This is a genomic window from Chitinophaga filiformis (assembly GCF_021646545.1).
In the GTDB taxonomy this organism is placed as follows: Bacteria; Bacteroidota; Bacteroidia; order Chitinophagales; family Chitinophagaceae; genus Chitinophaga; species Chitinophaga filiformis_A.
Genome location: NZ_JAKIRP010000002.1, coordinates 662,908 through 688,142, shown reverse-complemented (window position 1 = coordinate 688,142; position 25,235 = coordinate 662,908). Strand labels below are relative to the sequence as shown.

The window sequence follows — 25,235 nt, the reverse complement described above, 5'->3', positions numbered from 1 at the left end:
CGCCGCTGTTTATAGCTGATCAAACAGGTAATCCAGCGGCGCTTCTTCCAGTACTATCCTGTTTATGTTCTTTCCTTCCTGCTCCCATTTGATAAGACGGATAAATCCTTCATTGATCTCAATGCCTGTAATATCCCCATCGCTGAAACAGCAACAGCCGGTGTTGAAATAACTGGGGCTTACCATTGTCTTCACGAAATGCTTTCCGGCATATTCTGCTTTCCTCTTTTCTAAAGCCTCCTGCAGGGACTTAATGCGTTCTTCATCATTTTTTGCTGTTGCTTTCACCAGTTGTTTGCTCAGCCGGTCTATATGGTCCATAGATGCAAATACCGGTTTATGTGTGTGTCCTGATATCAATAGTGTTTTCTTATACTGCTGGCTCCATTCATACATAATGACATTATGTTCATCTACCATGTCAAAATTATCTGAAAGTGTATCGAGTCTTACATCAAACCAGCGCTGCACAGGCGTCCATATAGCCGCTACAAACCATTTACTGAAAGCATTTCCGTCGCTTCTCAGATCTCCCTGATGACCGTGGGCCAGAAAGATCGTCTCATCAGCGTCCTTGTATCTCATTTTCAGTACAAGCCCTTCGTAAATTTTAAGATCCTTTCCAAATAAAGGCTTCAGATACATATCTCTAGGGATATGGTAGTTCCATTCCAGGTCATGGTTGCCCACTATCCTGTAATAACGTCCTTGTTGCAGAAAACGGGCTTCTTCCAACAGGGATACCCTGTTCTTTTCCACTACAACAGATGGCTTATTTTCCCACAGCTCTTCACAATCTCCCAGGTTCACGAGCGTAAACCCCTTCTCGTAATAATAACGTAAGGCAGCCAGATACGATGCTTCTGCCAGTATAAAATCATCAGACCCACCTTTGCCGCCCTTATGCTGATCTGAAAAAATGATCATGGAAGTTTTTTCATAGTCACATGTCAATACAAGTCCTTTGTCCTTCTTACCGTCACATATCTGTTTATATAACTGCGATAATGAATCGAATACCAGTTGCTTGTCCGGATTGGAAGATACCGAGTTTGACAACCGTACTATGATGTTTCTTATAAATTTCTTCATGCGTAATGGCTAAGATTGCTTATCGTTCTGGCATAGTTTTTCAGGCAACTAAGTAAAACATAAAACGATGAACCGCAAAACATTTTATATCACCTATAACGGGGAGGAAACCCGGGTAGACGTAGAGGATACCGGTGGAAGGCGGACATTCCTTGTATATGTAGCCGGGGAGGACGGTCATCTGAACATCACTATTAAGACAGATGAGAATGGCAATGAGAACTGGTATGAAGGTGAGCAACTCACGCCCCGGGCGAAAGAGATTGGAACATTAATAGAGCTGGAAACGATGTGATCAGATCCGTTGAAAATCGGCCGGCCCTACCAGGAACCATTCTCCTTCAAACTCCAGTACATCTCCCGGCGCTACGGACCGGGTACCATCTGCTACAACTACATCAGGCGTCACCTCGCTTTTGTTCGTCCATGGCTGGTCAGTATTCTGACAAAGCTCAAATGCCTCCTGCAGGTCGTTTACATCCACATCAGCAATATGCTGCAGATGTTCGATCTTCACTTCATCGCCAATCAGCGGAGAGTCCAGGGTATAGTCAGGATTAAAGTAAACTCTCACCATATCAGTCTTTTTTCATTTTATCATCTGCCTCTTTTTGTTCTTCGGCATCGGGTATGTCTTCAATACTCCCCGCTTCTTTTATATATTTTTCCGCCTTTTCGTCGACAGGCTTTTGCTCTCCGGTGTTTTGCTGCACAGGTTTCTGATCGTCCTGTTTTGGTTTATTATCTGTCATCTTATAAGGTTTAATGGGTTTACCATCACAAAAAGGATTCCAATTCATGCCAAACACCCTGTTTCACTTTAACATTTCTTTTAAGGTTACCTTTTGCGTGTTTGCGGTATAAAATGTAAACACCATTTATGCGTATTCCCCTATATTTAATGGCACCAGTGCTGCTGGCTGCCGCGTGTTCAACTGCGCCTTCAAGTCTTTCAAAAGAGGAAGAAGCCTTTGTATCCACGGCTGATTCCACGAATTTAGCAAACGACATTACCGCACTTAATTCCCCTTCCCGTAAAAGGGTTCGTACTGCAGATGTACGATGCCGCGTCAGCAATGTATTCAGCTCATTGTCAGCGTTGGAGCATACTGTTATAGGAGTAGGTGGAATGGTCGGAGAAAGCACGATGCATAATGATGTGGCGATGACGCAGGACCTGCCCTATTCTGTAGATTCATTAAAGCGTGTACAGTTGTATACACCTACAGCAACGCTGACCTTACGCGTGCCTGCGGCCAGTCTTGATTCTGTCGTGCATACATTGACGTCAATGGCGACTTTCATTGATTATCGTACAATGAAAGACGAAGACAAAACACTGCTCTATCTCTCTAATTCATTAAAGAATGACGCGCCTGAACCGGCAGTACTAAAGCCAACAGCGAAAGGTACAGCGTTGGATGTAGCCACTTACCAGGATCAACGATACGATGAAGGCACGAACCGCAGAATCGCTAACCTGGCTATCCTGGATGATGTACACTATGCAACATTCTCTGTGCAATTGTTTCAGCCACAGCAGGCAGATATACAGGTGATCGTCAATCCCGACAAGGTAACGCGTGCCGGTTTTGGTACAAGAATATTAACCGCGCTGGTTGCTGGTACGGAAACGCTCAGTAATGTTTTCGTATTCCTCCTCTCCTGCTGGCCTTTCCTTATAGTGGTGGTTGCAGGCTGGTTTGGTTACCGGAGAATGATGGTAAGGCATTAAAGATGCTTTGAATACACGAAAGGGGCTGTATCAGTAATGATGCAGCCTTTTTATTCAGGCACCTGGTGGACGCAGGTAACCATGTAATTTACAAAGATGACTTTCGTCATATTCTGATCTGACGTATGATCTTACATTCATACTAAGTAAACTATTACTATGAACAATTTATTCCGTACCTGTGCCTTGCTGCTCCTGCTGGCAAGCTGTAATTCGTTACCCTCCGTACCACCCTTACCGGCCATGCTTAACCCTTCCAGACTTCCATCACAATTATTTGATGTCAATACAGAGAGGGATACCACCCTGGCGCTTAACGGCGGTACCTTTATCATTATTCCTGCACATGCATTAAAGGCAAAAGAAGGTAAAACAGCCCGCCTGGAAGTCAAAGAAGCGCTCAGCATAGAACAAATGCTACTGGCAGGACTGCGCACCCAGAGTAATGGACAACCGCTACAGAGCGGCGGTATGATTTATATAAATGCGGCTAAAGGTGCAAAGGTGAGCATGTTGAAGCCCTTACAAGTAAAGATCCCTACTAATGAGGTAGTCAATGGCATGCAACTTTATAAGGGAGAAACGGAAAAGAATGGTATTAACTGGGTGGACCCGCAGCCGCTACCTGCGAAGCAGGATACACCTGGCTCGGCTGAGGGCAGGATCGTTCCTGAAGTTACTCCTGCTACCGATCTGATAGCCATAGATGAAACGTCGAATTTTAACGATCCTCAACACGGGAAAGCATTATTCCAACTGAATTGCGCATCTTGTCACAATGTGCATAAGCAAATTACAGGTCCTGCTTTACGTGATGTAATGCAACGCTGGAACAATGATACAGCTACACTATTTAGTTTCATTCGTAACAGTGGTGCACTAATTGCCAGTGGTCATAGGTATTCCATTAACCTGTTTAATGCGTATGAGAAACAAGTAATGCCAGGATTTCCATCCCTGAACAACGAGGAGCTCAATGATATCTTTTCATACATAGGGGAATATGCTTCTGACTATTCGCCATGTGATTCCTCCAGTAATGCATCTGCCCTGCCAGATAGCTGTGGGTACTATAATATCATATTTGATCTGGCCAGCAAAGCGGATAATGATGAAAACTTCATTAACATAACGAATACGATACTCGATGCCGGCAACCAGCTTTTAACAGGCGATGTCATACCAGATACCCTACCAGCCATAGTATACAACAACTTAATAGAGCCGAAAAACAACACATCGTTTTACTACACAATAGATATCAATACCTTCGGTTGGTATAATATAGACATGGCATTGCAGAACGCCAGTGACCTGAGCCCAGGCAAACTGACCGTCACCATTGCTGAAAGAGAAGACCAAAGCATTTCCGTCTTTCTGGTTATTCCCTCACATAAAATAATGACAGAAGGTGGATATCTGAAGGATAGTAATGTGTACGGATTTTATGAGGAAGATGGCTCCATTCCGCTTCCCTTGGGCGTCAGGGCATACATCGTAGCTATCGGAGAGAATAAAAATAATCCACAACTGTACTTTGGTAGTGCCAGCTTTATTACGGCCGATAGCCAGGCTATAAGTCTGACACTGGACACCATTTCTGAAAGCGATATCCAGAAACAGATTGCCGGACTGCAATTGCCAGACTTCCTTACCAGGGTTAACAAGAAAGAACCTTCCACACAAAGGCAGCAGCTGGAACAGGAAGCACAGCGGGTAAAGGCTATGAAGGAGTACTGCAACTGCATGAATCACCGCGGGGGCTATTGAAAGAATTGGTGATCATTTAGGACAGGCACAATCCGCCAGTCGTATATAGCTTAATTAATATCCCGGCTGAAAAGCCAACATACTTTTCAGCCGGGTTTCCCCAGTCCTCCGGAACCCCCATAATAACCAGCCATATATATTTTTCTTACCCCATTTATGGAATCCTGATAAACCCTGCATCATACAGCCGGAACATGGACCACCGGAATCACTATATTTATATCACCTAAATCTAATACCTTGAAATTTACTTTACTCCTTCTTTTACTTCCCGCCCTGGCAGCCGCTCAGGTGCGTAGCAGCGTGGAACCCATTATCTCCGGGGACTATATGGAGCAGGTAAGAAAACTCAGAGGTAACATCGATCCTGTAGACTCGGTCAGTAATAGCAGAAATACCCCTCTGAAGCTGAAAGGTCCGTTCCATCCTGATTTTGGCGTCAGGCGTGTAAAGATATCGGGCAATTCTCTGCAGATATCACCACAATATACACGCTATCTTTCTCTTTCAACCAAATATAGCGGGACCATCGAGATAAAAAGCCACAACAGGCTTCCGGAGCTGCAATCTGATTATGTGCAGGGACGCTCCGTTAATGGAGCGCTGGCCTGGAGAGGGCCGGAAACAGGAGAAATATTCAGCTATGGGCCTAATATACATGCTCTTGAATTTGATGGGAGTAATTACCCCTACGATCAGAACGGCAGACTTGTGCCCATAGGCACAGGCAACGGGAAAGCTGCCACTGCCTATAATAACAGCATCTTCCGGACCGCCGTCGCCCATTCTCATCAGCTGAAAATATCGGGAGAACTTTTCCGGTATGGTAAACGTACATGGAACTTCGGGCTGAAACTGGGACAAACTAACGAGAATACGATCATCAAAGAGAATAACAGGATTTCACAGACACTGGGGGCAGACATAGGGACCAGCATCAAGTGGTTAAATATCAAAGCCGCCTATCTATACAACCATGACCAACTTTCCAACGGCAACAGGACAGGCTTTCTGAACAGAGCTTATCAGAACGCACTCCTTACGCCGGCATCTTTCAGCAATATACAAGGAACAACGAATGGAGAAGCACAACGCAGTTATAGTAATATGGCTGATAATCCCTTGTTCCTGCTGAAAGACAATGGCAATCGTTACCGCTCTACAGAACAGAATGCCTCTCTGGTTTTAGCCTTGAAAACGTCCCGGTTTGATGTCAAACTTACCCAGTCTCTCCAGCATGTACTGGAAAACACTGTGGAAAGCTACAAGCCAGGTACTGCAGGGTGGACGGATGGTATGTATACAGACAGGAACAAAAAAGACTTTAACTATCTGTTACAATCGCAGGGACTCTACAATATCGAATATTACAATGATGAGTTTAACTCGCAACTGGGATTATACTATACTTATGGTAATGCAAACACCCGCATAAGGTATAAACCAGATGATATGCGGTATAACTATCAACGTTCCTCACACGACGTTTTCCTTACGCTTAACAACACCTTTCACTCGGCAGCGGGTATTGAATTAAAAGTAAACGCGGGAAATAAACTTTATCTTTCCAATACAGCGTCAAAGAATGACTTTATCTTACCAGCATTCGACGTTGCATTGACAATATGGTCTATACTACCCAGCGTTGATTTGAACATATCATCCTCCTACCACGAAGTAAGCAGCGAACTACCTGTTGACAGATCCCTGGTATATACCAATCTGCTACAATACTCTACAGAGCAGATATTCAGCTATCGCCCTATTACAGAGGCCGCCGGTTATAAAGGTCTGACCCCTGTCAATCGGCGGGAATGGACAGGAGGACTAAGCCTGTCGCACGACTACGTGTTCCGCCTCAATGCCAATGTCTATGTTAAAAATACCAGGAATGATATTTTTCCTGTTTACAGTAATGGAACACTTCACCTGAAGAACATGGCAGACCTGAGGAATGAAGGGATTGAAGTATCGTTGAGTGCTAATAACTATGGTTCCAGAAGGGACGTTGGCCTTTCCGGTACACTCTCCTTCTTTGCGTACAACACCACTGTCACTCGCGTCAATCAGGGCGATAATTTCACACCAATTGCAGGATTCAGCAATGTTCACAAAGCTCTTGTACAGGGACAACCTTTGGGTGTGATAGTTGGTAGCACATACTTAAAAGACGCCTCGGGCAACGTAGTGATAGGGGAAGATGGTTTTCCGCTTGTAAATCCAACACCACAGGTGATTGGCAATCCAATACCGGATTTCGTAGTAAAGTTCAACAATAACGTAAGCTGGAAAAAATTCACACTACAGGCAGACTGGGAATGGAAGAAAGGCGGTGAGACCTGGAATGGCACACAGGCAGCCCTTGACTACTATGGAAGATCGGCTATTACCAGTACACAGCGAGGTGTTACTAACTACATATTCCAGGGTGTACAGCAAAACGGTCATGTGAACGATATACCCGTGAGCTTTTATGATCCCGCTCAGCCGGTAGAAAAGAACCGCTGGACAAGGTATGGACTATCGGGTGTAGCAGCAGCATATGTGCAAAAGACAGATTACCTGCGGCTCAATAACGTTAATCTGAGTTACCGGTTCAACCTGCATCATAACAAACAGCTGCTCACCCTGTCCACCTATGTGAGCAATATCCTGCTGTGGTCAGCTTATAAAGGTGCAGACCCGGACCAATTGCTGTTTGATCAGCCCAATACGACAGGCCTGGACTTCTTTAACCTGCCTGCGGTAAAAACCTACGGATTTAACGTCTCACTCCAATTCTAAGACCCATGAACACTTATATAAAAGCTTATACCTTATTCATACTGTTCCTGCTTGCCTTTACGGGTAAAGGGAATGCGCAACTGGCAGCATACAATGACAATAAAGAAAAGATCTATATACAGACTAATCATGTGTTTTTTAAACCCGGCGATGATCTGTTTTTTAAAGTATACCTTGTAAATGCCAAGAACCAGCAAATTTCTGTGATCAGTAATGTTGTGTATGTGGAGATAGTAGGCCCTTCCGGCAGTGTACTGGAAAAGCTGAATTACAGAGTTGATGAAGGATACGCCGAAGGACATTACGAGTTTGGCCAGTCAGCCACTGGCGGCGTGTATAAGATAAGAGCCTATACCACCTGGATGAGGAACGAAAAAGAATCAACCTGGTTCACCAAAGAGATCACGCTGCAAAAAGTGATCGCTCCCAGGGTATTGATGAAACTCGATTTTCCAAGAAAAGGCTATGGTCCGGGAGATGAAGTCGTTGCAGCTTATTCCATTCGTGATCTATCCAACAAAGCCATTCCAAACTATGAAATAAAATATACGGTATCTCTTGCCGGGAAAAGCGTTGAAAATGCAAGGGCTAAAACTGATGGGGAAGGTAAGACCAATATCAGCTTCAAACTGCCGGCAGATCTGAATACTAATGATGGCGTGCTGAACGTCACCGTCAATTATGGCGCTTATACAGAAGCCATTTCAAGAAGTATACCTATTGCACTCAATAAGATCGATCTGCAGTTTATGCCGGAGGGAGGTACCTTCATTGAGAGTATCCCGACCAATATTGCTTTTAAGGCTATTAATGAATTTGGTAAACCTGCCGATGTAAAAGGTGAGGTACTCGACAACGGCGGAAATGTTGCCGCTACTTTCACCAGCTACCATGATGGCATGGGGCAGTTCTCCTTCACCCCACAGGTGGGGAAAACGTACAGCGCACGGATTATCTCCCCTTCGGGAATAAAACAGCCTTTTGACCTGCCAGCTGCCGCAAAGAAAGGCATCGTTATGAACATTGACAGAAAGGAAAAACTGTTACAGTTCAAACTAAACGCTACGCAGGACATGAAAGTCAGACTGGTGGGCCAGAGTAAAGATGACGTGTATTATCGTAAGGAGATTGTTCTCAAAAAAGGAGAACAGCTGATTGATGTAGACCCTGTGGATTTTCCCGCTGGTATCGCACGGTTCACCATCATCAATGAACAACGCATCCCGCTTGCGGAAAGAATTGTATTCCTGCATCCCAACAGGATATTACACGTAAAAATAACTGCAGATAAAAGTAAATATCTCCCGCGTGAAAAGGTGACACTTCATCTTAAAACACTGGATGAAAACGGAAAACCTGTGCCTTCGAACTTCTCGCTGTCAGTAATAGATGATAAATTATGGTCGCTGGCCGACGATAAACAGGACCACATCCTTTCCTGGCTGCTGATGAGCTCTGAGCTTCATGGTAAGATAGAAGAGCCTCAGTTCTATTTTAAACAGGAAGAAAAAACAGCCATTGCTTCACTTGACCTGGTCATGCTGACACATGGCTACCGCTACTTTGACTACATTGACTATATTGAAAAAACAGGCAAGCCTAAGTATAATCCGGACCTGAATAATGTGCTCAGTGGAATCATACAGAATAACAATGGCAAGCCGGTAAAATCAACGGTGTATCTTGTCAGTGGTACAGATAAGCATATCTATGCCAGTGGAAATGCAGTGCAACAAACCACGGGCGATGATGGCCTTTTTTTCTTTACAGACATCACTCCTGCCCTGAACTATCATCTCATAGCCCGTTCTGCCCGTAAAAAAGAACCTATCACTATCAAGATACTGGAACAGGGTAATGGTTACACACCTATGCCGGCCAGGAAGACAAAAGATCCGTTTGATAACGACGACCGTCTGCCTCCGCCCTTACTGGCATTGAATGAAGCGCCGAAACCAGAAGACGCGCCCGTCAAAAAAGCTATAGATAACCTTGACAACGCATTCCCAAACTTAGGCGATGGGAAAGCACTCCAGGAAGTCGTAGTTACCAGCCTTGGTATACAAAAGAAGTCGGTAACAGCAGGAGCTGTTGTAACGGTGAAACAAGAGGAGATTACTTCCGGCGATCCAGTGCAACAGCTACAGGGTAAGGTCGCCGGTATCAAGATTACTGAGGCCACAGGAACTGCGGGCAATGTTGCCCAGGTACAGATAAGAGGTACCAACTCCATCTCCGGATTAGATCAGCCTTTGTTTATCGTCAACGGTATTCCAGTCACCAAGCTGGATGACGCTATTAAGGCTATTGACATCGAAAGTGTTTATGTCCTTAAGGGCGCTGACGCCACCGCTATTTATGGTAGCAGAGGTACAAATGGTGTGATCCTTGTTACTACCAGAAATGCTAAAAGCCCAAAAACTGTTATCAACCTTGACCGTACCTACTATTACGCATCCAAATCTGTACAGGCAAAGAACAATACCTTTACCATAGCAAGACGCTTCTATGCGCCTAAATACTACTCCCCGGAAACAACAGAAAGGGACGATTTCAGGGAAACAATCTACTGGAACCCTGTTGTTCAAACAGACAGAAACGGAGAGGCTAAAATAGAGTTCTATAATTCTGATGCGACTACTACTTTCCGTGCTATTGCCGAAGGTATCGGGTATAATGGTAAGCCTGGCAGAACAGAAATGACCTATGCTGTACAGCCGCCGATGAGTGTAGACGCCAAGATACCGCCTTATATGACCATTGGCGACAATGCACTGATTCCGCTCGTTATCAGGAATAGCAGCAGTAAAGCTATTTCTGCCAATATCAGTACCGTACTGCCAGATAACATGGTTGCCGGCAACTACAACAGCAATGTTGAGATCGCGGCAGACAGCGCCACACAGGTGCTCATTCCTGTAAAAGCCACTGCTGCTGTCAAGGGAGATATCAAATTTGTTGTCGCCACCGCCACAAACACGGAAAAGCTTTCCCTGCCCATCACAGTGAACAGTAACGGCTTCCCGGTTATTACGACTATTTCAGGGAATAAAGCCACGACCACCAATTTCACGATCAGGAACATGATGGCCGGTAGCCTGGCAACAGAGCTGAAACTGTTTAACAACCTGGAAGGACAGCTGCTCAACGATATAGAATCCATGCTGAGAGAGCCGTACGGCTGCTTTGAGCAGACATCTTCCAGCACCTATCCCAACGTTTACATCTTAAAATATCTTCGTTCAGCTAATAAGAGCAATCCGGATATTGAGAACAAAGCGCTGACCTATATCAAAAAAGGTTACCAGCGGTTGATCGGATTTGAAACCGCAGAAAATGGCTTTGAATGGTTCGGTAAAACACCAGCCCATGAAGCGCTCACGGCCTATGGTCTGCTGGAGTTTACTGACATGCAGGAGTTCATCAACGTCGATAAAAAAATGCTTGCCCGTACAAAGAAGTTCCTGTTAAGCCGCAGGGATGGCAAAGGCACGTTTGCCATTGCTAAAAACGGATATGATGCTTTTAGAGCTGTGCCAAACAAGATCGCCAATATCTATATCGTATATGCACTCACACAGGCTGGTGTTGGAAACGAAATACAACTGGAATACGAAACAGCGGTTAAGCAGGCACTGAACAGCAAAGACGCCTATCAGCTGGCAATGATGGCGCTTGCCGCCAGCAATATGAAGAATGAGAAAGATTTCTCTCAACTGATGAAGGCATTGCAGGAAACCAAACTCGAGTCAGAAACCAGTGTAACAAATTCAAGGGCGGCATCCCTGAGAGTAGAAACAATGTCGTTGTATGCCCTGGCCCTTACAAGAGAAAAATCTCCAGACCTGGCTATTATCGGCAATGTGATATCCCGTATACTGGGCGAAAAGACCTACTATGGATATGGCTCTACACAAGCGACGGTACTTGCACTGCAGGCCATCGTTGAATACAGGCGATTGATGGGTGAGATCTCAGCTGCATCAAAAATAGAAATAAAAGTAAATGATAAAACAACCCTTGCCGGAAGGGATATGATCACCAATATTGAGGAAGGGGACAATACTTTCTCTGTTACATATGCCAGCGAAAAACAAACAGTTCCCTATCAGCTGGAACTGGCGTACTACACACTACTTCCTCCGAATGATCCGGAAGCAGAACTGCAATTATCTACACATCTCTCTGCAGCTGACACAAAAGTCGGCGAGACAGTAAGAATGCAGGTAGAAGTGAAGAATATCAAAGACTATCTGCAGCCAATGAGTATCGCTAAGATCGGGATACCCGGCGGATTAACGGTACAGCCATGGCAACTAAAAGAGATCATGGAAAAAAATCAGGTAGCCTACTATGAGATCTTCGACAACTACCTGGTGTTGTACTGGATGGGATTTGCAGCAGGAGAAACCAAACAGGTCAATCTTGATCTTAAGGCGGAAATTGCAGGCAAATACAGAGGAAGAGCAAGTACTGCCTATCTGTATTACATGCCCGAATACAAACACTGGAATCAGGGAACGGAAGTAACAATCATAGAATAATCTGTCTGGCATAATGATGGAAAGAGGCTGTTTCGCTCCGGCGGACAGCCTCTCTTGTTTTATGTCCTGTAAAATCATTTCACGCCAAATTCGTGTGTTGATACATAAGCTTCGCCAAAATCGTATAGGCCCGAAGCAGTTGGAACCCTCCCATTTTTGTGTGCCTGATACGAAGATGAGGCTGTCAGGGAAGCTTTTTCATTTTCATCTTTTTTCGATGCGCACTACATATGTAGAAAAATCATATAAATTTCCACCTCCGCCCGCCAGGGCAAATGCTAAAATTTTGTTATCGTCCGGATTTTGCTGCAGCTGTCGGCGTAAACGGTTTTAGCATTTTTTGCACTAATATTATTTTATTGAAAACTAATACAAAACTGTTTCCCATCGCCGGCAGTATCCATACCTTTAGACTGACTAAAACTCAATCACTATGAAAACCCTTTCCCCTCAACTGCTCTGGATAGCAGTCCTTTCCCTCTTTATTGCCTCCTGTACGAAAGAAGAGATCACACCACGCCCCACTCCACCTGTAAAAGGTGTGGTAAATGAGGTAGCTATTGCCGCTGTCTCTCTGACGGAAGATTTTGAATCAGGCACTAAAACTGCGTACGCAGCCGCCAACGTAACGCTGGGCAGCGGCAGCTGGAATTTCAACGACGCACTTATCGGTAATCTGTCAACAGACGCCAAGACCGGCGCTGCCTCTGCCCGTATCCGTAATACAGGGGCCATCACCATGAACTTCAATGCCTCCGGCGCCAACACCATCACTATCTCCCATGCAGTGTTTGGCTCGGATGGCAGCAGTACCTGGCAGCTCTGGATCTCCACCGATGGTGGCAGTACTTACAGCCAGACCGGCAGTACTATCACCACTTCATCCACTACACTACAAACGGCTACCTTCACCCTCAGTGTAACGGGTAACATCCGCTTGTCTATCCGTAAGGTATCTGGTGGCAGCAACCGTATTAACATCGACAACATCACCATCAATACCGGCACTTCCGGCGGAGGCGGTACCCCGGGAGACAACAGTCACCTGCTGCTGGGCAATCCAAGTGGCGCTGTGGCCAGCACGTCTTACCCCACCAATTACCTGATGGATCAGACATATTACATACTGTCTTACAATAATGTCAGAGGGACACCCAATTGGGTAAGCTGGCATATCAGCAGTTCTGACCTGGGAAGCGCGGCACGCCAGGATGACTTCAGAGCCAATACCAGCCTGCCTTCAGGATGGTACCAGGTAGGCGCTACCAGTTATTCAGGCAGTGGGTTTGATCGCGGACATAACTGTCCTTCTGCCGACAGAACATCAACCGTTGCAGCCAATTCTTCTACCTTCCTGATGACCAACATGATCCCACAGGCGCCGCAGAACAATCAACAGACATGGAATAACCTGGAAATGTACACCCGCTCGCTCGTTACAGCAGGCAATGAGGTATATGTAATAATGGGAAATTACGGTACCGGTGGCACCGGAAGTAACGGAGGCACAACAACCACCATAGATAATGGTCATGTAACAGTACCATCCAATGTCTGGAAAGTAATAGTTGTCCTCTCCAATGGCAATAATGATCTTAGCCGTATAACCTCATCCACACGTGTGATCGCGGTAAATACACCCAACGTCAACAGCATAGGAACAGACTGGAAAAGCTACCGTACCAGTGTTGATGCGATAGAAGCCGCAACCGGCTATGATCTGTTATCTAATGTACCTGCAAACATCCAGCAGGTTGTGGAAGCACGGACCGATAATCAGTAACAAAAGCGATTAAAAATTACGGATTAGAATCATGGAGAACATGGCGTGACTATCTCCCGCAGCACTTTCAATCATGATTCTAATCCGTACTTATGCGCTCTTAGTATAATTTCACATACCCGGATGTGTAACCACCAGTAAGCGTCTTGTTGGTAATCTGATAGTAGTTGGTAGCAGTGGTACCGGAAGCGGCTACAGTAGCGAACTTGTAGTTTGCCAGTGAGCCTGTGCCTTCAGACACTACAGCACCGTTCTCAGTGTAGATATAATACTTAGGATAGATTGTACCAACACCTTTCAGCGGAGCAATGAACACGTTACCTCTTACAATGTTCACACCTGTCTGACCAGAGTAACCATTGATACGCAGGTTGTTACCCTTTGTATTAGCCACCGTGTTATTCAGAAACTGTACGGCAGCACCGGCAGCTCCTCTCATACTCACGCCATCACCCTGGTTATCAGCGAACAGGTTGTTCTTGATAATGTGATTGGTACCTGAACCATAGAACTGGCATAGTTCACCCCAACCGTTACGAACGATGTTGTCGTGTGTATTGGTAGCTGTTGTACGTCCACCGATCAGGATACCACCATTGTGAGCGGAATTCTGCTGTGTAGCCCAATTGGTCACGGTGTTGGAATAGATCTGCAGGTTATCGATCGCAGACGTCTGAATACCATCCAGACCACTGTTAGATACGACGTTGCTGTAGATCTTCACACCATTCCATTTGATTGGCTGTACATATTGATGACCTGCAGTCATACCTGCTGTAGTACCATAGTAAGGTACCCAGGCTGTGAGGTCCCAATAAGTGGCAGTGTGACCGATGTACATTGCCTCATTTCTGGTGTTGTTGATGGAAATACCATGAATGGACAGATTGTACATAACTGAGTTAGGATATGCAGTACTTGCATCGCCTTTAACAGGTTCTGTCTTCGCTACGATACCTGTACCACCGTTATTGATGCTCAGGTTGTAGATCTCGAAGTTGTCAGTGTGGTTGCCCAGGTGAATGTTGAAGTAGGCTTCTCTTGCAGTCGTGGTAGAACCATTGATCACAAAATAAGCTTTACCATTCGGGCTACCCAGCTTAATGTAATGGCAATTAGAAAAATCCAATGCACATGGGTAAGATCCTCCCGCCCAGGCAGGATTCCCAAAATAGGAAACGGAACCTGATGGGTTTTGGAAAGTAATAGGAGCAGTTGCTGTACCACTCATGTTAGAAATGAAAACCGCTTTAAAGTTTCCCTTCAAATTAATAACGTCACCTGGTTTATAAGTTCCGGCCTTATTATCTATGACCAATCTTCCATATGCATCCGGTACTAATGTAAAAGTCCTGCCTGTTGTCGTAGTGACACTTGTTGCTGAATTCTCGATCGTCTTATCGATACTCTCGTCTGCCTCTTTCTTACATCCTACAATAAACGAAAGGAGTGCTGCGGCGGCAATAAGCGTATGCCGGCGGTAGTCATGTCTGATTTTCATGGTTTTTCTATAATGTTATGGTCATGCAAGCCGCCATCCTGCATTTTTCCCCCTGCAAGCGGCCTAGCGATATGGTTTAAATATTAATAACTTCTTTAATGTTGTTTTACTCTTGATTTTCTCTAAAAATTGGCATTTTTTCTCTGCAATGCATTTAACTGATAACAATACCCCCTTTTTTTTAAAAGTTTTCAAAAAACAAGCAAAAGTACTTTTTCCAAAACGAGGGCGAAGTTAAAATATTATACGTGGAATAAAACTTTTTTTTCGCCCCAAAAGCCAGACTATCAGTATCTAATATACAAAATAAATATACATAAATTTCTTTAATGTGTTAATTTAATATAAAATAAATTTCGCCGGAAGAAATTAGACCGGTCAGTTTATAACGGGAAAGAATATATCTAAAAGCTACATTTTTCTAACGGTAAAAGGTGCTTTTTTTACCCCTTATTCTAACGGTGAAGGATATACAATAAAAATATTTAATACATAAGTATATTTCATGTGTATTATCTTTTTTAACAGCTATGATATATGTATTTTCAGTCCCCGATGGTAATGCCGAACAATTACACGCGTCTGATTGTATTCTGGGAGATAACATCCCTGTTAATCGTTTTTGTTGATGAAATGATCGCTCACTGTCTGAAACCTGGCAGAAATGTTCTATGCAAAATTGTATGACCATTCGCAGGTGCGCTGTTGAAATAAATGAAAATCCCCGTTGTTTATGAACATATAAAACACTGATAAATAATCAATAACACATCTGGAACCGTTTTTGCAAGCACTACCGTACAACCGGCGTAAGGCCGGTTTTGAAAAACCTTTTTTATTCAGCAAAACATCTTTATATGAAGACGAAAGCACAATATATAGTTGCAATTTGGCTGGCAAATTTTAACCATGAGGAAGAACTGTGTAATTACCTTGAAGTAACGTATGATGAAGATGGTAACAGCCAATCGGAATTTGGCAATGCTGTAGGCCTGGACCATTTTGACAGCGACTTCCTGGAACATGCCTCTTTCAACAATACCATGCAACCTGAAGATATCATCAGTGGCGCTTCTTTCAGTGAATATTTTAAAGAGGACCTCACACCACTGATCAATCATGATTCATTAGCTGCACACAATACTATTATATTCCTGTATGGCAAACAGGATATATACGGCGCTATCAACGAGCATATATTCTCCCTGGCCAACATGCCACGCAAGCAGTTGCCCTTCAGTTTTATTGGTACTATAAAGTTTGAGATCGAAAACCAGTAAGCCTGGTTGTAAAAGACGGTAATAACAAAGAAGGTCTCACAAGATGTGAGACCTTCGCTTATTTAACACTGAAGACTAATGCAACTGTCCTTTATTCTTCTGGAAACTATAGATCAGGTAAAACAAGGCAGGCAGAATGAAAACGCTGCCTAATAATAAAGCCATCCCTAATGACCATATCGTCTTCTCCTGCCCTGCATGTTCCATCAGGGAAAGATACCGCCCTCCCTTCAGGATCACTATATTCGGGTAATGCCGCAAGGTAATGGCCAGCAGGATCATGGTCACCTGAAACCCCGCCAGTACGCGGATAATATATACTTTCCCTCTCTTCAGCAACAGGTACCACAACAACACCAGCGACAGTATTGCTGCTGTCAGTGCAATTACTCCTATGGCATTGTCAAACAACCACTCATAAAGCGGGATACCTTCTGAATGTGCTGCCCAAAATACCAAAGCACCAAATACCACCGCTGCTACATTCATCTGTTTAGCCTTGCGGATAAAACGGATACGGCTGGCCTCATCCCTTGTTTCGCCAATGATGAAGATAGCTGCCAGGTAACCACAAATAGCTACCGTAAAAAAGCCGACCGTTATCGAAAACCAGTTCAACCAGCTGAAGATATAGGCAGACAGAAAGTCCGGCGCTCCTGTATCTATCCTTCCTGAAACGGCACTCGCGGCAATTACCCCCAGGAAGAATGGCGTCACAAAACTGGAGTAAACAAAGATCTTGTTATAGACCTTCTGCATATTGTCTACCACTGCATCATAATGCCGGAACGTAAAGGCCGTTCCCCTCGCGATGATACCAAATAACATGATCACCAGCGGAATATGCAGATGGGTAGACACTGTTGTATATATCTCCGGAAAACCTACAAACAGCACTACTATCGCGATGATCAGCCACATGTGATTGGCTTCCCATACCGGGCCTATGGCCTGGTACATGGTAGTACGCGTATACTGTTTGTTCTTATTCGATGTGAACAATTCAATGATCCCCGCTCCAAAATCTGCACCGCCCAGTAGTATATATAATAAAATGGCTGCCCATAGAAATGCGATCACTACATAAATCATGATACTGAAATTTTAAACTGACGGAGAAACATCATACAACTTATCCACCATTTTTATCTGCCGGTACAGCAGGAATGTTACGATCAGCGCCAGGGAAATATATACTGCTGTGAAAATATAGAATGAATACACAATGCCCGGCATTGGTGTCACAGCATCCGCAGTACGCATGATCCCATTAATGATCCATGGTTGACGCCCCACCTCCGTTACTGTCCATCCTGCCTCCACGGCAACAAATCCCATCGGCGTGGCCAGCACAAACAAGCGTAACAACCAGTTGTTCTGCAGCCAGCTCCGTTTCTTCCAGATCGCAACAAAATAACAGAGGGCAATAGCCAGCATCAGCATTCCTAACCCTACCATTATCTGAAAAGCATAATGCGTAATGGCCACCGGCGGCTGATCCTGTTCAGGTATTTTGTCCAATCCCGTCACAGGCGTCTGGAAGTCGCTATGCACCATAAAGCTTAGCATACCAGGCAATTTAAGGGCGTATTTTACTTCCTTCGCCTCGGTATCCGGTATACCGCCTACTATCAGCGGGGCGGCTGCTTCTGTATGAAAATGTGCTTCCATGGCAGCCAGCTTGGCCGGCTGTCTTTTCGCTACATCCTTTGCAGAAATATCACCGCTCAAAGGCTGCAACAGAGCGGCCACACAGGCAAAAACAGCTGCTATCCTGAATGACTGCATATGAAAACGTATATTCTTTTTCTTCAGGATCATCAATGCATGAATACCTGCTACGGCAAACCCCGTCGCCACAAAAGCAGCAATACACATGTGTAGTGCCTGTGAGAACCAGGCATCGTTAAACATTGCCTTGATAGGATCGATATTCAGGTACTGTCCGTTCACATAATCAAATCCCGCCGGACTATTCATCCATGCATTGGCAGCCACTACCAGTATACCAGATACCAGTCCGCTTACCCCAACTACTACGCCGGTAAACCAGTGGAACCATTTATTAAACCGTTCCCACCCATACAGGAAAAACCCTAACGCGATCGCCTCTATGAAAAATGCTGTTCCTTCCAGTGAAAAGGGCATACCGAATATCGGTCCTGCATGTTTCATGAACTCCGGCCACAACAGCCCCAACTCAAAAGAAAGCACCGTCCCCGATACCGCTCCTGTGGCGAAAAAGATAGCCACACCCTTGCTCCACGCTTTTGTGATATTCCTGTATACAACATCATTGGTCCTAAGCCAGTAAAAGTGCGCTACAGCCATGAAAAAGGGCATCACCATACCGATACAGGAGAATACGATATGAAATCCTAAAGACAGCGCCATCTGCGACCTGGCAGCTATAAAATCATTCATTGGCAAATTCAATTTACACCTCAAAACTACTAAATACAGAACAGGCGACTATGACAAATGTCATTTCAGAATAAACAGGCATAAAAAAGAGCCTATATCAAAGTAAGATACAGGCTCTCTATCCGGGTACCTGATGGAATCAGGTGATCTTTTATGCGCTATGGACGTTCATCTGTTTTGGCTACATCCCCTTCATATTAATAATCGTTAAACTGCGACTTCATTACCTTCTCTTCTTCCCTTATCCTGGTAACCAGCGGGATCAGGTAAATAGCCATCCCAACTACCAGTGTTATCCAGGCATGAAAGAACAACGCAAATCCCACCAGTTCGGGCAGCACACTCAGGTAATAGTTAGGATGCCTTACCAGTCTGAATAAGGCTGACGTGTTGATCGTATGGTAGTCGGCCGGCGCAATGATCAGTTTCAATGTCCAGATATGGCGCAAAGAATAGATCACATAATACAATATGGCAACGGCCGCTGCAAAGATCGCCAGGCCTGTATAACTGATCGTATCATAAAAGAATGCACCTTTGATAGTACCTTCAGTGATGCAGGACAGGTAAAACAGTATGTGCGCAACTATCAGCAACAGGGAATTCCGCTTGCCATACTCGACAGCACCCATTTTCTTAAGCTTGCGCTCATTGATACCGGAGATGACACTGCTGATAAGACGTAAAAGAACAGTTAGAAAAAATACGGTCAGGATAATGGTCTTCATGAGTAACTTGTTATACTTTTATATTGCAAATTAGTATAATTCCGCAGAAACAACCAACCATGGCGACCAGGGCATACCTCGACAAATATTTTCCCCACTTTGAAGAAGGACTGAAAGAGCAGCTCGCGGCTAACAGCGTTATTAAAACCATCACTGCCGGCGAGTCCCTGATCCAGACAGGCCAGTATTTCCGCTCGACTATGCTGGTGGTGGAAGGGCGCCTGAAATTATACCGGGAAGGCGAAGACGGGCATGAATTCTTTATGTATTACCTGCTTCCCGGCGATGCCTGCGCACTATCCATGGTGTGTGCCACAAGGCCACATCAGACCAGCGAGATCATGGCCAAAGCGGTAGAAGATAGTGTTGTTATCATGGTGCCGCTGGAAATGATGGAAGACCTCATGCAGGAGTTTAAAAGCTGGTATAGCTTTGTAGTAGAGACCTACCGCCGGCGCTTTGAAGAACTACTTAGTATAGTAGATCAGGTCATATTTAAAGGCATGGATGAACGACTGGTCGTTTATCTTTCCAACCAGCAAAAAGCATTGAAAACCAATAAGCTATTCATCACTCATCAGGAGATCGCCACTGACCTGAATTCCTCCCGTGAAGTAATATCCCGCCTGCTCAAGAAGATGGAACAGCAAAACAAACTGGAGCTGCACAGAAATTATATACAAATGTTACCTGTGTGACCTTAGTCACCGAAATCATCTTATTGATCCCTGAGCTTTGCATTATAATCATATAATGTGTTGCTCATGACAATCCTTGATCACATTCGCCAACCATGGCCCTGGTATGTTTCCGGCCCTGCTATTGCCTCCATTATGCTGCTGCTGGTCTTTTTCGGAAGATCATTTGGGGTTTCTTCCAACTTCCGCACGATGTGCAGTATAGCCGGAGCAGGCAAAAGGGTGCCTTTCTTTCGCTTCGATCATAAAGCCCAGTACTGGAACCTGCTCTTCCTGGCTGGCACTGTTGCAGGCGGCTTCATCGCCAGTCACTGGCTGTCATCTCCCCGGCCATTACAGCTTTCTGCGGCCACTATCCGGGACCTGGCGGACTTACATATCCACTTTGACGGATTAACGGCTCCTTCACAGTTATTTGGCTCGGCTGTGCTGCTGACAGCCAAGGGGTGGATCATTCTCGCTGCCGGCGGCTTTCTTGTGGGATTTGGTTCCCGTTATGCCGGTGGCTGTACTTCCGGGCATGCCATCAGCGGACTATCCAACCTGCAGTTTCCTTCGCTGATAGCAGTTACAGGCTTCTTTGCCGGAGGACTGATCATGACACATCTCCTTTACCCCTTAATATTTTAAGATGATAAAAAGCATTAAATACATTCTCACAGGTATACTGTTCGGCATTATTATGAGTAAGTCTGAGGCAGTTTCCTGGTACCGTATTCAGGAAATGTTCCGTTTCCAGGCATTTCATATGTATGGTATCATCGGCTCTGCTGTTGCCATTGGCATCATTACTACATTCCTGATTAAACGTTACCGTTTAAAAGACATTCATGGAATAACAATTAATTTTCAGAACAAAACCCCACAATGGAAACGTTATGTAACCGGCGGTATCATCTTTGGATTGGGATGGGCACTTACCGGCGCCTGTCCCGGACCAATATTTGTACTGTTAGGCCAGGGGTTTCCCGTTATGTTACCTGTTATTGCCAGTGCGTTACTGGGTACGTATACATACGGCATTGTAAAAGACCGTCTTCCTCATTAAAACGGATTTTAAAAACAACAACATGAAGATTGAACAATTTGAAGATAAAGCACTCTCACAGTATTCATACGCTGTTCTCAGCGAAGACGATGCAGCCGTGATACTGATCGATCCGGCCCGGGATATCCGTCCCTATCTGGAATACGCCACTGCCAATAATGCGAAGATCACAGCCGTGATAGAGACACATCCGCATGCTGATTTTGTCAGTAGTCACCTGGAGTTGCATGAACTAACGGGCGCTGTTATTTATTGCTCGGCACAAACAGGCGCTGCGTATGCGCATCAGCCTTTTGACGACGGACAAACCATTACTTTCGGAGCACTCTCCTTTAAAGCGATTAATACGCCTGGTCATTCTCCCGATAGTATTTCCATTCTGCTTGCATATGATGGGAAAGATCATGCTGTATTCACCGGCGATACGCTCTTCATCGGTGATTGCGGCAGACCTGATCTCCGGGAGAATACAGGCAATCAACAGGCGCTGCGTAATGAACTGGCCAGACAGATGTACTACTCCCTTCGTGAGAAACTGATGGTACTGGCAGACGATGTGATCGTTTATCCCGGACATGGTGCAGGCACCTTGTGCGGCAAAGACCTCCGTGATGCCAGCCAGTCCACGATCGGAGAAGAAAAGAAAAACAACTGGTCACTACAGGAAATGGAGCCCGACCATTTTGTCAGTATATTGCTGGAAGATCAGCCATTCATTCCGCAGTATTTCCCCTATGATGTGAATGTAAACCGCCAGGGTGCACCTGTACTGAAAACGGCCTTATCGGGCATCCGTATCACAAAGCCGGCTGCAAACTTTATTCCCGATGAGATCGTGATTGATATCAGGCCCGCCGCAGCTTTTAAAGAAGGCCATCTGCCCGGCTCTTTTAACCTGATGCTGGATGGAAAGTTTGAGACGTGGCTGGGAGCCATACTTCCTCCCCATGAGCCATTTTACTTGCTGGCAGCCGATACCCTTTCTTTACAACAGGCAATAGAACGCAGCGCCAGGATCGGCTATGAGCCATTTATCAAAGCAGGACTTATTATGCGCAGCGGCTCCGAAAAACAGACGCCCTTTAATGCAGATTACTTTGAACAACACAAGGATGATTATACCATCATTGATGTCCGCAATACTACAGAAGTAAAAAAGAAGCTGATCTTTCCGCATGCAATTAATATTCCCCTGCCAGAACTACGCCTGCGGCTAAAGGAAATACCGTTGGACAAACCTATCGCTGTTCACTGTGCAGGCGGATACCGCAGTGCTGCCGCCAGCAGCATTCTCGAAGCAGCGTTGCCGGATAATATGGAGATCGCCGATATTGGCGACCATATCAAATCTTATTAAACGATCCATAGAGAGAAACCTCATTCATAATTTTTTAAAGGAATGATGTTACGATTTCATTATCAGTGCAACCACGAAATATTTTCTGACCGGTCAATATAACGCCTGCACTGCGGCAGCATTGCCGCACGGTCAGTTATATTGCCTGACTTAAACCACCTGCACTTTATAATGAAACGTTTTGCAAAAACCCTTTTGCTGTCAGGTCTCTCCTGCTTGCTTTATGCCGACAGCCACAGCCAGTCCTCCTGGAAGATGCAGCCCGTAGCTATTCAGACCCGCTGGGCCAGACAGGTGAACCCTGCCAGCGTATTGCCGGAATACCCGCGTCCTCAGATGGTGCGTGAACGATGGATCAACCTAAACGGATTATGGCAATATGCCATCACCGACAAAGCAGTGGAACAGCCCTCCACCTTTGACGGTGAGATACTCGTCCCCTTTCCGGTGGAGTCGGCCCTGTCAGGCGTCAAAAAGCCCGTTTTACCCACTCAGCGGCTCTGGTATAAACGCAGCTTCGACCGTCCGGCCATAAAAGAAGGTGAAAGGGTATTATTGCACTTTGGCGCTGTAGACTGGCAAACGAAGGTGTATGTGAACGGTAAAGAAGCGGGGCGGCATACCGGTGGATATCAGCACTTCTCCTTTGACATTACTCCCCTGCTGGTCAGCGGCCGGAATGAACTGATCATTGACGTCTATGACCCTACAGATCAGGGGCCTAATCCACATGGTAAACAGGTACTGACGCCCAAAGGTATCCGCTATACGGCGACTACGGGCATCTGGCAGACCGTATGGATGGAAACCGTTCCAGCTGTTGCCATTACCGGCCTGGTAATTACGCCTGAAGTAGATGAAGGCTACCTGTCGCTTACTGTTAATACCTCAGGCGACACAGATTATACAATTGAAGCCATAGCAGCTACAGCCGGCAAAATGGCTGGCTCCGTAAAAGGCCCGGCCAATCAGCCGCTGAAACTTCCGCTGCGCAATGCGCATCTCTGGAGCCCGGAAGATCCTTTTCTTTATGACCTCTCTGTTAAACTGGTGAAAAACGGTGCTGCAAAAGACAAAGTAACATCCTACTTTGGCATGCGAAAAATTGAGGTAAAGAAGGACGACGCAGGACAGGAACGCATTTTCCTCAATAACAGATACACGTACAATCTTGGTGTGCTCGACCAGGGATTCTGGCCTGATGGTATCTATACCGCCCCCACCGATGAAGCGCTCCGGTTTGATATCGCGGCAATCAAAGGAATGGGCTTCAATACTATCCGCAAACATATTAAAATAGAACCCGCCCGCTGGTATTATCATGCAGATAAACTGGGCATGCTGGTATGGCAGGACATGGTAACCTGCGCCAGCCTGGAACCGGACGCCAAAGCTGCTTTTGAAGCTGAAAATAAGGCCAATGTAGACCAGCTGTACAACCATCCTTCCATCATCTGCTGGGTGTTGTTCAATGAAGGATGGTATACCTACGATCAGCCCCGTCTCACACAATGGCTGCAGGACAGGGACCATACACGGCTGATCAATGGCCATACCGGAGAGAACTATGGCAAGGATGGTCCGCAGGATCTTGCAGGCAAATGGGCCAACAGTGACCTTACAGACATACACGACTATCCCGGTCCGGGAATTGCGCCTGCTCTGCCGGGCAAAGCAAGGGTACTGGGAGAATGGGGCGGCGTAGGTGTTCCTGTAAAAGGACATCAGTGGAATGCAGCCGCAGGATGGGGATATGTCAAGATCACTCCTTCTGAAATGACCGACAAATACGCTTCTATGGTGAAACGTCTCAAGACCTATGAAACGGCCGGCCAGTCAGGCTCCATTTACACCGAACCTTTTGATGTGGAAATAGAAGAAAATGGTCTGATCACCTACGACAGGGAAGTCGTAAAGGTACCACTCGAAACATTACGCCAGCTCCATGCACCTTTCACAGCGCAGGAACGTAGTAAAATGCTGTTGCCTGCCCTTGCGTTAAAAAATGCAGATACTACCTCTATACCAGATCCCCATCGCCGTCAGTTCCTTGCATTGCTTGAAATGGATGCTGACGTGAAGAAGACCCGGAACTACAAGACACTGACTGATACCCTGACTGCTTATCTGAGCAATGGCGGTACCAGTTTCTCGCCGGCAAAGATCAGCAGCATTTCGAAGAAGGTCTTTGAAGGCACTAATGATACTACCTTGTTACATCAGGCCTTAAAATGGATGGAAAAAGCGGTGGACATGGAAAGAAACTCTTTTACCATGAGCACCTACGCCAATCTGTTATACAAACTGGGGAACAAAGAAGAGGCTTTGAAATGGATGGATAAAGCAGTGGTGCTGGCGCCTGAAAGTGAACAACCGGACTACCAGGTGGTGATGGATAAAATGCAGAAGGGGGAAAATACATGGCCATAAAACTAAAGGTGTATCAAAAATCTGACACACCTTTAGTTTATCCGGATACCTGATGGAGGCT

The 25,235-nt window shown here is 45.5% G+C and carries 19 protein-coding genes; 12 read left to right on the top strand and 7 right to left on the bottom strand.

What is annotated here, in order from left to right; all coding sequences use genetic code 11:
* Positions 1–9 precede the first annotated feature (9 nt).
* On the bottom strand, positions 10–1,092 hold the full coding sequence (locus tag L3C95_RS09060) for a metallophosphoesterase (RefSeq protein WP_236386930.1): 1,083 nt from the start codon (positions 1,090–1,092) through the stop codon (positions 10–12).
* A gap of 67 nt (positions 1,093–1,159) precedes the next feature.
* On the opposite strand from L3C95_RS09060, the gene L3C95_RS09055 reads away from it, so the two are divergent.
* Entirely contained in the window at positions 1,160–1,387 is a 228-nt protein-coding gene (locus L3C95_RS09055) for a hypothetical protein (protein WP_236386929.1), read from the top strand.
* On the opposite strand, the gene L3C95_RS09050 is transcribed toward L3C95_RS09055, so the two are convergent.
* Entirely contained in the window at positions 1,388–1,669 is a 282-nt protein-coding gene (locus L3C95_RS09050; protein WP_236386927.1) for a hypothetical protein, read from the bottom strand.
* A 1-nt stretch (position 1,670) separates the two neighbouring features.
* Entirely contained in the window at positions 1,671–1,844 is a 174-nt protein-coding gene (locus L3C95_RS09045) for a hypothetical protein (protein WP_236386925.1), read from the bottom strand.
* Positions 1,845–1,972: 128 nt separating this feature from the next.
* Here L3C95_RS09045 and L3C95_RS09040 point away from each other — a divergent pair, with 128 nt between their 5' ends.
* The 5 genes from L3C95_RS09040 (at position 1,973) to L3C95_RS09020 (ending at position 13,708) form a co-directional block, all read left to right on the top strand.
* On the top strand, positions 1,973–2,827 hold the full coding sequence (locus L3C95_RS09040) for a DUF4349 domain-containing protein (RefSeq protein ID WP_236386922.1): 855 nt from the start codon (positions 1,973–1,975) through the stop codon (positions 2,825–2,827).
* A 159-nt stretch (positions 2,828–2,986) separates the two neighbouring features.
* A complete protein-coding gene (locus L3C95_RS09035) occupies positions 2,987–4,597 on the top strand; it encodes a c-type cytochrome (RefSeq protein WP_236386919.1) in 1,611 nt (536 codons plus the stop codon).
* 240 nt (positions 4,598–4,837) lie between these two features.
* A complete protein-coding gene (locus L3C95_RS09030; protein ID WP_236386918.1) occupies positions 4,838–7,381 on the top strand; it encodes a hypothetical protein in 2,544 nt (847 codons plus the stop codon).
* 5 nt (positions 7,382–7,386) lie between these two features.
* A complete protein-coding gene (locus L3C95_RS09025; protein ID WP_236386915.1) occupies positions 7,387–11,925 on the top strand; it encodes a TonB-dependent receptor plug domain-containing protein in 4,539 nt (1,512 codons plus the stop codon).
* A gap of 433 nt (positions 11,926–12,358) precedes the next feature.
* Complete coding sequence (locus L3C95_RS09020; RefSeq protein WP_236386913.1) at positions 12,359–13,708, top strand: DNA/RNA non-specific endonuclease; 1,350 nt, start codon at positions 12,359–12,361, stop codon at positions 13,706–13,708.
* A gap of 100 nt (positions 13,709–13,808) precedes the next feature.
* On the opposite strand, the gene L3C95_RS09015 is transcribed toward L3C95_RS09020, so the two are convergent.
* Positions 13,809–15,209 carry a right-handed parallel beta-helix repeat-containing protein gene (locus tag L3C95_RS09015; protein ID WP_236386912.1) on the bottom strand — a complete coding sequence of 467 codons (1,401 nt, stop codon included), beginning with the start codon at positions 15,207–15,209 and terminating at the stop codon, positions 13,809–13,811.
* Positions 15,210–16,066: 857 nt separating this feature from the next.
* On the opposite strand from L3C95_RS09015, the gene L3C95_RS09010 reads away from it, so the two are divergent.
* Positions 16,067–16,489, top strand: a complete 423-nt coding sequence (locus L3C95_RS09010) for an immunity 22 family protein (protein WP_236386910.1) — start codon at positions 16,067–16,069, stop codon at positions 16,487–16,489.
* Between the two features lie 75 nt (positions 16,490–16,564).
* Here L3C95_RS09010 and L3C95_RS09005 read toward each other — a convergent pair whose 3' ends face one another.
* The 3 genes from L3C95_RS09005 to L3C95_RS08995 form a co-directional block, all read right to left on the bottom strand.
* A complete protein-coding gene (locus L3C95_RS09005; RefSeq protein WP_236386908.1) occupies positions 16,565–17,581 on the bottom strand; it encodes a cytochrome d ubiquinol oxidase subunit II in 1,017 nt (338 codons plus the stop codon).
* Positions 17,582–17,593: 12 nt separating this feature from the next.
* Positions 17,594–18,913 (bottom strand): cytochrome ubiquinol oxidase subunit I, encoded by a 1,320-nt coding sequence (locus tag L3C95_RS09000; RefSeq protein ID WP_236386905.1) that lies wholly within the window; start codon positions 18,911–18,913, stop codon positions 17,594–17,596.
* A gap of 197 nt (positions 18,914–19,110) precedes the next feature.
* Complete coding sequence (locus L3C95_RS08995; RefSeq protein WP_236386901.1) at positions 19,111–19,641, bottom strand: isoprenylcysteine carboxyl methyltransferase family protein; 531 nt, start codon at positions 19,639–19,641, stop codon at positions 19,111–19,113.
* Between the two features lie 59 nt (positions 19,642–19,700).
* Here L3C95_RS08995 and L3C95_RS08990 point away from each other — a divergent pair, with 59 nt between their 5' ends.
* From L3C95_RS08990 to L3C95_RS08970, 5 genes are all read left to right on the top strand, one after another.
* Positions 19,701–20,339 (top strand): Crp/Fnr family transcriptional regulator, encoded by a 639-nt coding sequence (locus L3C95_RS08990; protein ID WP_236386900.1) that lies wholly within the window; start codon positions 19,701–19,703, stop codon positions 20,337–20,339.
* Positions 20,340–20,405: 66 nt separating this feature from the next.
* Positions 20,406–20,969 carry a YeeE/YedE family protein gene (locus L3C95_RS08985; RefSeq protein ID WP_236386897.1) on the top strand — a complete coding sequence of 188 codons (564 nt, stop codon included), beginning with the start codon at positions 20,406–20,408 and terminating at the stop codon, positions 20,967–20,969.
* Between the two features lies 1 nt (position 20,970).
* Positions 20,971–21,387: a DUF6691 family protein gene (locus L3C95_RS08980; RefSeq protein WP_236386895.1), complete on the top strand. Its 417-nt coding sequence runs from the start codon at positions 20,971–20,973 to the stop codon at positions 21,385–21,387.
* A 22-nt stretch (positions 21,388–21,409) separates the two neighbouring features.
* Entirely contained in the window at positions 21,410–22,744 is a 1,335-nt protein-coding gene (locus tag L3C95_RS08975) for an MBL fold metallo-hydrolase (protein WP_236386893.1), read from the top strand.
* Positions 22,745–22,915: 171 nt separating this feature from the next.
* On the top strand, positions 22,916–25,174 hold the full coding sequence (locus tag L3C95_RS08970; protein WP_236386891.1) for a sugar-binding domain-containing protein: 2,259 nt from the start codon (positions 22,916–22,918) through the stop codon (positions 25,172–25,174).
* Positions 25,175–25,235: the final 61 nt, after the last annotated feature.